Annotated in this window: 6 protein-coding genes and 1 pseudogene; 4 read left to right on the top strand and 3 right to left on the bottom strand. The window is 37.5% G+C overall.

All coding sequences use genetic code 11. From position 1 onward, the window contains the following. A pseudogene (locus tag J1E28_RS07305) lies at nucleotides 1-810 on the bottom strand (hypothetical protein); the annotation flags it as partial. A 79-nt stretch (nucleotides 811-889) separates the two neighbouring features. Next, complete coding sequence (locus J1E28_RS07300; RefSeq protein WP_291028293.1) at nucleotides 890-1,360, bottom strand: hypothetical protein; 471 nt, start codon at nucleotides 1,358-1,360, stop codon at nucleotides 890-892. Nucleotides 1,361-1,429: 69 nt separating this feature from the next. Here J1E28_RS07300 and J1E28_RS07295 point away from each other — a divergent pair, with 69 nt between their 5' ends. From J1E28_RS07295 to carB, 4 genes are all read left to right on the top strand, one after another. Further along, a complete protein-coding gene (locus J1E28_RS07295) occupies nucleotides 1,430-1,810 on the top strand; it encodes a RidA family protein (RefSeq protein ID WP_291028291.1) in 381 nt (126 codons plus the stop codon). 20 nt (nucleotides 1,811-1,830) lie between these two features. Beyond that, nucleotides 1,831-2,715: a signal peptide peptidase SppA gene (gene sppA, locus J1E28_RS07290; RefSeq protein WP_291028289.1), complete on the top strand. Its 885-nt coding sequence runs from the start codon at nucleotides 1,831-1,833 to the stop codon at nucleotides 2,713-2,715. Next, nucleotides 2,712-3,575: a formyltetrahydrofolate deformylase gene (gene purU / locus J1E28_RS07285; protein ID WP_291028286.1), complete on the top strand. Its 864-nt coding sequence runs from the start codon at nucleotides 2,712-2,714 to the stop codon at nucleotides 3,573-3,575. Before sppA ends, purU begins: the two co-directional genes overlap by 4 nt. A 125-nt stretch (nucleotides 3,576-3,700) precedes the next feature. Next, nucleotides 3,701-7,048 carry a carbamoyl-phosphate synthase large subunit gene (carB, locus tag J1E28_RS07280; protein WP_291028284.1) on the top strand — a complete coding sequence of 1,116 codons (3,348 nt, stop codon included), beginning with the start codon at nucleotides 3,701-3,703 and terminating at the stop codon, nucleotides 7,046-7,048. 104 nt (nucleotides 7,049-7,152) lie between these two features. On the opposite strand, the gene J1E28_RS07275 is transcribed toward carB, so the two are convergent. Next, nucleotides 7,153-7,991 (bottom strand): CDP-glycerol glycerophosphotransferase family protein (locus J1E28_RS07275; protein WP_291028282.1); only part of this gene is annotated, 839 nt, incomplete at its 5' end.

The following is a 7,991-nucleotide window of genomic DNA, read 5'->3' as shown; positions in this document are numbered from 1 at the left end:
TATTTGTATGAGAGCGTCTCCTTGAGTGTGAAGTATCTTATATCCATATACGACACTTGAGAGAAAAATTGTGATAAAAAGGATTTGGAATATGCTTTTGAGGTATTTAAATACTATTGCCACAATCACCACACTCAATATAAAAGTAAAAATAGCGTGAGGTATCTTTGACTTTCGAAAATCTGAATCCACAAAAGTAGGATTTTGCAAGATAAAATTATCCATTACTCCATAATCCCCTGTGAAAATAAAGGTATCAATGATGCCTATCACTAAAAGAATACTCCAGCTCCAAGTAGCGAGTTTTAAAAATCTACTTCTATACAAAAAACTTGTGATATATACAAGCACAAGTGCAAAAAAAATAAAGAATCCACACAATATGCAAAGGGTTTTAAGAGAATCTTTAGCATCAAATTGTGACATATCACTGCTATATATAGCAAAGGGGGTATAAACACAAATTAAGAAGCAGATATTAAGAATAGCAAAGAGAGAAATATCTTTATAACGTGTGTAGGTTTTTATATCTTTAGGAGAAGTGAATAATGAATGAAAGGAATGCCATAATGATGAAAAAGAGTATTTGTGAAAGAGACTTTTAAGAACCAAAGAGGAATGTGAAGTATTAAAAAGGTGGAAAGATTCTAAATTATTATGAGATTGTGAAGAATCTGTATCGTTATTATTAATTTGATAAGTTTTGGGAGATGTATTTGTATGCGTAGAATCTGTGAGGTGTTGAGAGGATAAATCTGCTAAAGAGGTGTATTCCCCCTCCCCCGCTGGAATCTCGGGATTATGCTTCATTTCTTACTCCTTTTGCGTTTTTAAAGAATTATATTCCATTGTTTATTCCCTTGACTTGCACTTACCTAGTATTTATGCCCTAGCGTGAAATATCAAGCACCTCCTCTTGCTGCTCATAGATAATCTTGCTCTTATCCCATTCAATCTCACCCTCTCTTTTTTTTGTCCCTGCTTTTAGATTCTCCACGCCTTTTTCTTTTCCAGTTGGAATCTTTGCCTTGCCCTTAATATTTTTATGGTAAATAGTTGTTTGTGAGCCACCAAAATTGCTCATTTCTCTCTCATATTGCTCTTTTGTTCCACCACCCATTACATCAGCCTCACTTTTACCAAGCAATTCCTTTGGGACAGGCAGACGCTTAATCGCCCCACTTGGGCTTACCTCCATAATGCCAAGCAACACGCCCCTTTTATGATCTATCATCAATGTTTGATTGGGCTTAAGATTAAGCTCTATACGCGCTATAGTCTCAAAATCAAGTATCATATTATCCGCTCGCATCATCACTGCACTTACAGCTATGGCTAAAACTGCACTTTTTATCCGCATCTTTACTCCCTGTGATTTAGACTTTTGTGCTAGAATTATAGCTTAATTTTTGCTCTTTAAGGATTCTTAATGCAAACAAGTCAAGCTATAAATACACCCAATGCTCCTCAAGCTATCGGTCCATATGTTCAAGCTCGTATTTATAATGGACTTATCTACACTTCAGGGCAAATCGCCCTCACGCCAAAAGGAGATTTTATAAATGGCGATATAGTCGCCCAAACCACGCAAGTGCTTGAAAATCTAAAAGCTATTTTAGAATCTGCAGGAAGTAATTTACAAAAAGTAATTAAAACAAGCGTGTTTTTGAGTGATATGGAACACTTTAATGCCCTCAATGAAGTCTATGCACAATATTTTGGCACACATAAACCTGCTAGAAGCACAATCGCGGTAAAAACTCTGCCCAAAAATGCCCTTGTAGAGATTGAATGTATCGCTATACTTTAGACAAATAAGGCTTATATATTATGGAAGATTTACGTAATATTGCTCGTATATTTACTGCTCCGCTTGATTTTATTAATAAATATTTTAAGGCATTAGTTTTTATAGTTATTCTCCTTTTTTTCCTTTTGCCAAGCGGTGATGAATACGATACAAATCCCCCAAATCTTGCTAAGCTTTATCTCAATATGCCTATTTATGAAAGCGAAAGCTTTGCTGCGCAAATTGAGAGAATCACAAAAAACAAAAATATTAAAGGCGTGTTGCTTATTATTGATTCTCCGGGTGGAGCAGTAGGTGCAAGTATTGAAATTGCTGATATGGTATATGCACTTTCGCAAAAAATGCCTGTGATTGCTTATGTGCAAGGCTCAATGGCAAGCGGAAGCTATTACGCAGGTATGTATGCTAAAGAAATTTATGCCAATCGCGGTGCGCTCATTGGCTCAATCGGTGTGATTTTTAGTGGATTCAATATACAAGAGCTAATGGATAAAATTGGCATTAAAGAGCAAGGTATAAAAGCAGGAGCATATAAGGAAATAGGCACTCCTACTCGCCAATGGAGCGAGAGTGAGAGGCAATTTCTTGAAAATCTCCTCCAAGAACAATATGCCCTTTTTAGAAATGATGTATTAAAAGCACGTAAAGAAAAGCTTAAAGTAACAGATTATCACGAATTTGCAGAAGGCAAGGTATTTTCTGCACACAAAGCACAGCAGCTAGGGCTAATTGATAAAGTTGCCTCAATACAAGAAGCCATTCACGCCCTAGAGCAAGAAACAGGCGTTGAAAAGGCAATATGGCTTAAAAAAGATAAACTTGAAAGCTATATGGATAAGTTTTTAGAGACAGCACACACCAAGATTCTTTCACTTTTATCTCCGCAACTCAAAGCTACATTATGAATCCACCAAGTGCTAACCCAATCCCCTATATGCAACGTGTGATTCTTATTAGTGCGCCAGATAAAAAGGGGCTAGTTTATCATATCTCATCAGTGATTTATGAGCTAGGGCTGAATATTGAGCGCAATGATGAGTATGTCGATAAAGAGAGTGAGCGTTTTTTTATGCGCACACAAGTGAGTGGCAAAACAAATGATACACAGCTTTATACAAAACTTCAGGCAACTTTGCCCCCTGATAGCACACTCAAAATTGCACCTGTATGCAAGAAAAATATCATTATTCTTTGCACAAAAGAAAATCATTGCGTGGGGGATTTACTCTTGCGCCACGATAGTGGGGAGCTAAACGCACATATACAAGCTATTATAAGCAATCACAATATCCTAGAACCCCTTGCACAAAAATTTCATATCCCATTTTTTTATCTCCCAACAGAGAATCTTGAGCGCGAGGCGCACGAGGAAAAGCTTTTAGAAGTCATTTCTCGCTTTGAAGCCTCTTATCTTGTCCTTGCAAAGTATATGAGGATTTTGAGTAAGCATTTTGTGCATCATTTTGAAAACAAAATCATCAATATCCACCATAGTTTCCTTCCTGCTTTTGTTGGTGCAAATCCTTATAGACAAGCTTATGAGCGGGGTGTAAAGCTTATTGGTGCAACTGCGCATTTTGTGAATGAGCATCTTGATGAGGGGGCTATTATCACACAAGATGTGATTCATATTAATCATAGCTATTCTTGGCAGGATATGCAAAAAGCTGGGCGCGATATTGAAAAAATCGTCCTCTCTCGCGCTCTTAATCTTGCTCTTGAAGATAGAATCTTTGTCTATGGCAATAAAACCATTGTGTTTTAATACAGCCTTTTACTCACACAACCCACAATAAAATTTATACAAAACCCCTGAAACTCCATCAATGTTTAAGCACATTTTAGATACAATCGCACAATTTTATGCCCCAAAAGTAAGGAAAAATTTTTATGCCCAAACGCACCGATATTCAAACAATTTTACTCATTGGTTCAGGTCCTATTATCATAGGGCAAGCTTGTGAATTTGACTATTCAGGCACACAGGCGGTAAAAACGCTCAAATCTCTTGGTTATAAAGTTGTGCTGATTAATTCCAATCCTGCTACGATTATGACAGATCCGGATTTTGCCGACCGCACCTATATTGAGCCTATCACAGAGGAAATTATTGCTAATATCATTGCTAAAGAAAAAGTCGATGCCATACTTCCCACAATGGGAGGACAAACCGCACTCAATGTAGCAATGAAAATGTTTGAAAAGGGTATGCTAGAAGGCATCACATTTTTAGGAGCAAACCCAGAGGCAATCAAAAAAGGTGAGGATAGACAAGCTTTTAAAGAAGCGATGTTAAAAATTGGTATGGACTTGCCTAAATCGCGTTATGCCTACACAGAAGAAGAAGCCCTCAATGCTGCAAAGGAGATTGGGTTTCCTCTCATTATACGCGCAAGTTATACTCTTGCAGGTGGTGGGAGTGGCGTAGCTTATAATATTGATGAATTTAAAGCCGTAGCAAAAAATGGCTTAGAAACAAGCCCAATTAATGAGATTCTTATCGAAGAATCTCTGCTTGGGTGGAAAGAATATGAAATGGAAGTCATACGCGATAAAAATGATAATTGTATCATTGTGTGCAGTATTGAGAATCTCGACCCTATGGGCGTTCATACAGGAGATTCTATTACTATCGCTCCAGCCCTCACACTCACAGATAAAGAATATCAGCGAATGCGCGATGCAAGTTTTAAAATCTTGCGTGAAATCGGTGTAGATACCGGTGGAAGCAATGTGCAATTTGCGATTAATCCTCAAAATGGCAGAATGACTGTTATTGAGATGAATCCACGCGTATCGCGCTCCTCTGCCCTTGCCTCTAAAGCCACAGGTTATCCTATCGCTAAAGTCGCCACGATGCTTGCAGTAGGTTTTAGCCTTGATGAGATAAAAAACGACATTACTCACACACCAGCGAGTTTTGAGCCAAGCATTGATTATATTGTTACAAAAATCCCTCGCTTTACTTTTGAGAAATTCCCTAAAGCAGATTCTACCCTCACCACAGGTATGAAATCTATCGGTGAAGTAATGGCTATTGGTGGCACTTTTAAAGAATCCTTGCAAAAAGCCCTATGTAGCCTAGAGATAGGCATTTATGGCTTTAATCCTATCAGTAATGATATAGAAATGATTAAAAAAGAAATCCGTCGCCCAAATGCAAATCGTCTGCTTTATATCGCAGAGGGCTTTAGGCATAAAATGAGCTTAAATGAAATATATGATTTATGCAAGATTGATAAATGGTTTTTACATCAAATCTATGAAATCATAGAAGCCGAAAAAGATATTACAAGTGAGATTCTAAATGATAGCGCAATAATGCGGCGCATTAAAAGCTATGGATTTAGCGATAAAATGATTGCATATTTGCTTAAAATAAACGACAAGCTTGACATCAGTGAATCTGAAATTTATCAAGCAAGAATGCAGCTTGGCATTATGCCTTGCTATAATGAAGTAGATACCTGTGCGGCAGAGTTTCCAAGCCTCACGCCCTATCTCTACTCAAGCATTGGTAATTTCCAAACCATAGCCCAAACCAAACAAGATTCTAACACAGCACAAAACCCAAAGGTGATGATTATTGGTGGGGGACCAAACCGCATTGGACAAGGCATTGAGTTTGATTATTGCTGTGTGCATAGTAGCTTTGCGTTAGCGGATTTAGATGTAAAGAGTGTGATGTATAATTGCAATCCAGAAACCGTGAGCACAGATTATGATACAAGCGATGTGCTGTATTTTGAACCTATCACTTTTGAAAATGTGCGCAGTGTGATTGAACGCGAAAAGCCTGATGGTATCATTGTGCATTTAGGAGGGCAGACGCCGCTTAAACTCGCCTATTCGCTCAATAAAATTAATGCTCGCATTATTGGCACAAGCGCAAAAGTGATTGATATTGCTGAAGATAGGGAAAAATTTGCGCATTTTGTAAATGAGCTAGGACTAAAACAGCCTCAAAATGGCATTGCCTTTGAAAAAGAGCAAGCCTATCTTGTTGCCAATAAAATCGGCTTTCCTGTGCTTGTGCGCCCTAGCTATGTGCTTGGAGGACGCGCTATGCGGATTGTCTTTAATGATGAGGAGCTTAAAACCTATATGGACGAAGTCATTGCAGTGAGTGATAGTTCGCCTGTGCTTATTGATAAATTCCTTGAATATGCTATCGAGCTTGATGTGGATTGTATTAGCGATGGACAAAATGTGTATATTGGGGGAATTATGGAGCATATAGAGGAAGCAGGAATCCACAGCGGTGATAGTGCAAGCTCACTTCCAACCATTAACATTTCTCAAGCAATGCTCAATGAGATTGAAGAAACTACTGCAAAAATTGCACTCAAGCTTGGCGTAATAGGACTTATGAATGTGCAATATGCGATTTATAATAATGAACTTTATCTCATTGAAGTCAATCCTCGCGCAAGCCGCACGATGCCCTTTGTGAGCAAGGCAACAGGCATTCCTTTAGCAAAAGTCGCCACAAGAGTAATGTGGAATCATAGCCTTAAAAATACTCCTTCACACAATCCACAACATCAATTAGCGCAAGATTCACAAGCAGATTCTACAGGCATACTTTATGAAGCACTTTGCTTTTATGATAAATATCATCGAGTCGATTTTAGCGCATATATCTTTAAGCCAAAAGCCTTGCACTATGTTTGCCTTAAAGAATCTGTGTTTCCATTTAATAAACTCGTGGGAGCAGAGCTTTCACTAGGACCAGAAATGAAAAGCACAGGTGAAGTAATGGGGATTGGTAAAAGCTTTGGCTTGAGCTTTGCAAAAAGTCAATTAGCGTGTAAAAATGCTCTACCTACTCAAGGCGAGATTTTCCTCTCACTTGCCAATGCTGATAAAAAAGAGGGGGTAGAACTTGCGCGTAAATTTATTGAGCTTGGATTCTCAATTTGCGCCACAGAAGGGACATATCAAGCTTTATGTGAAAATCATATACAATCTTCACAGATTCTCAAAGTAAGCGAAGGGCGTCCAAATATCATTGATAAAATGACAAATAATCAAATTAGTCTTGCTATTAATACTAGCGATCATCACTCAAATAAGGGCGATACACACCTTATCCGCACACAAATTATAAAAAGCTCTATTCCTTATTTTACAACCCTCTCTGCTGCACGTGTGGCGATTGAAGCAATCAAAGAAATGCAAAATAGCAATATAAATGAAGCTTACGCTTTGCAGGATTATTTGCAAAGCTTAAGTTAGCTTAAAATGCCTTTTTATAGAGAATTAGCATATCCCTAAGACTATTTCTTTATAAAAAAGAGATTAAAAATGTGCGCAAAGACCACCCCATATATAAATGTCTGCTATTTATTAATACAGAGTTGATGTGCCAAATATTCATAAATTTTTTGCGTGGCATTAGGATGATATATCATCACTTCATTGCGCGCAAATGTTTCTCTTTGCTCTCTTAAACTATCTTGTCCATTGCGCACAGATTCTATAAAATCATCTATATCTTTGGCATTAAAGATACTATAATGCACATTCACACATTTACGCCCAAACTCATTCCAGCACACTTGTGTATCTAAATTATCTCTATACATAAAAGCACAGGGTTTATTGGTATAGAGGTATTCTGCCATAAATGAACCACAATCGTGTATAAGTGCAGAGGAGTGAGCGAAAACCTCCATATAATCACCCTCCACAGAATAAGTAACATTATCTAAGGCACACACTTTATCAAAATATGCTTTTGTTTTTTGCTCTCCCCAAAATTCCTCTTTGGCAAGTTGGCTATAAAGCAATGGATGAGGGCGAAAGATAAAATCTATATCTGTATTTTTTACCATTACTTCATACAATATCTCATAATATTTCAAAAATGCACCTATTGCAGATTCTGCCTCATAGATTGAATGATGTGGAGCGATAATAATTTTAAGCCTAGAATCTTTATGCAAATGAGTGTGCTTAAGATAATATGCTAAAGAATCCATTTTAGGATAGCCACTTAAAACCATATTTGCTCCTTTAATAGGCTGATATATTGTGGCAAGTTTTATAACTTCCTTATTATTTGCAAAAAATGCCCAAACATAGCTTAGAGATTCAAGCTTAAGATTGTCTATGGTTACCAAACATCGTCCAAGATAAAAATAAGGGATATAAAAAACGGGGATACACTTTTGCGCCC

The sequence above is a fragment of the Helicobacter sp. genome, from assembly GCF_022511165.1.
Taxonomy (GTDB): Bacteria; Campylobacterota; Campylobacteria; order Campylobacterales; family Helicobacteraceae; genus Helicobacter_C.
This window is presented reverse-complemented; position numbering and strand designations above follow the sequence as displayed.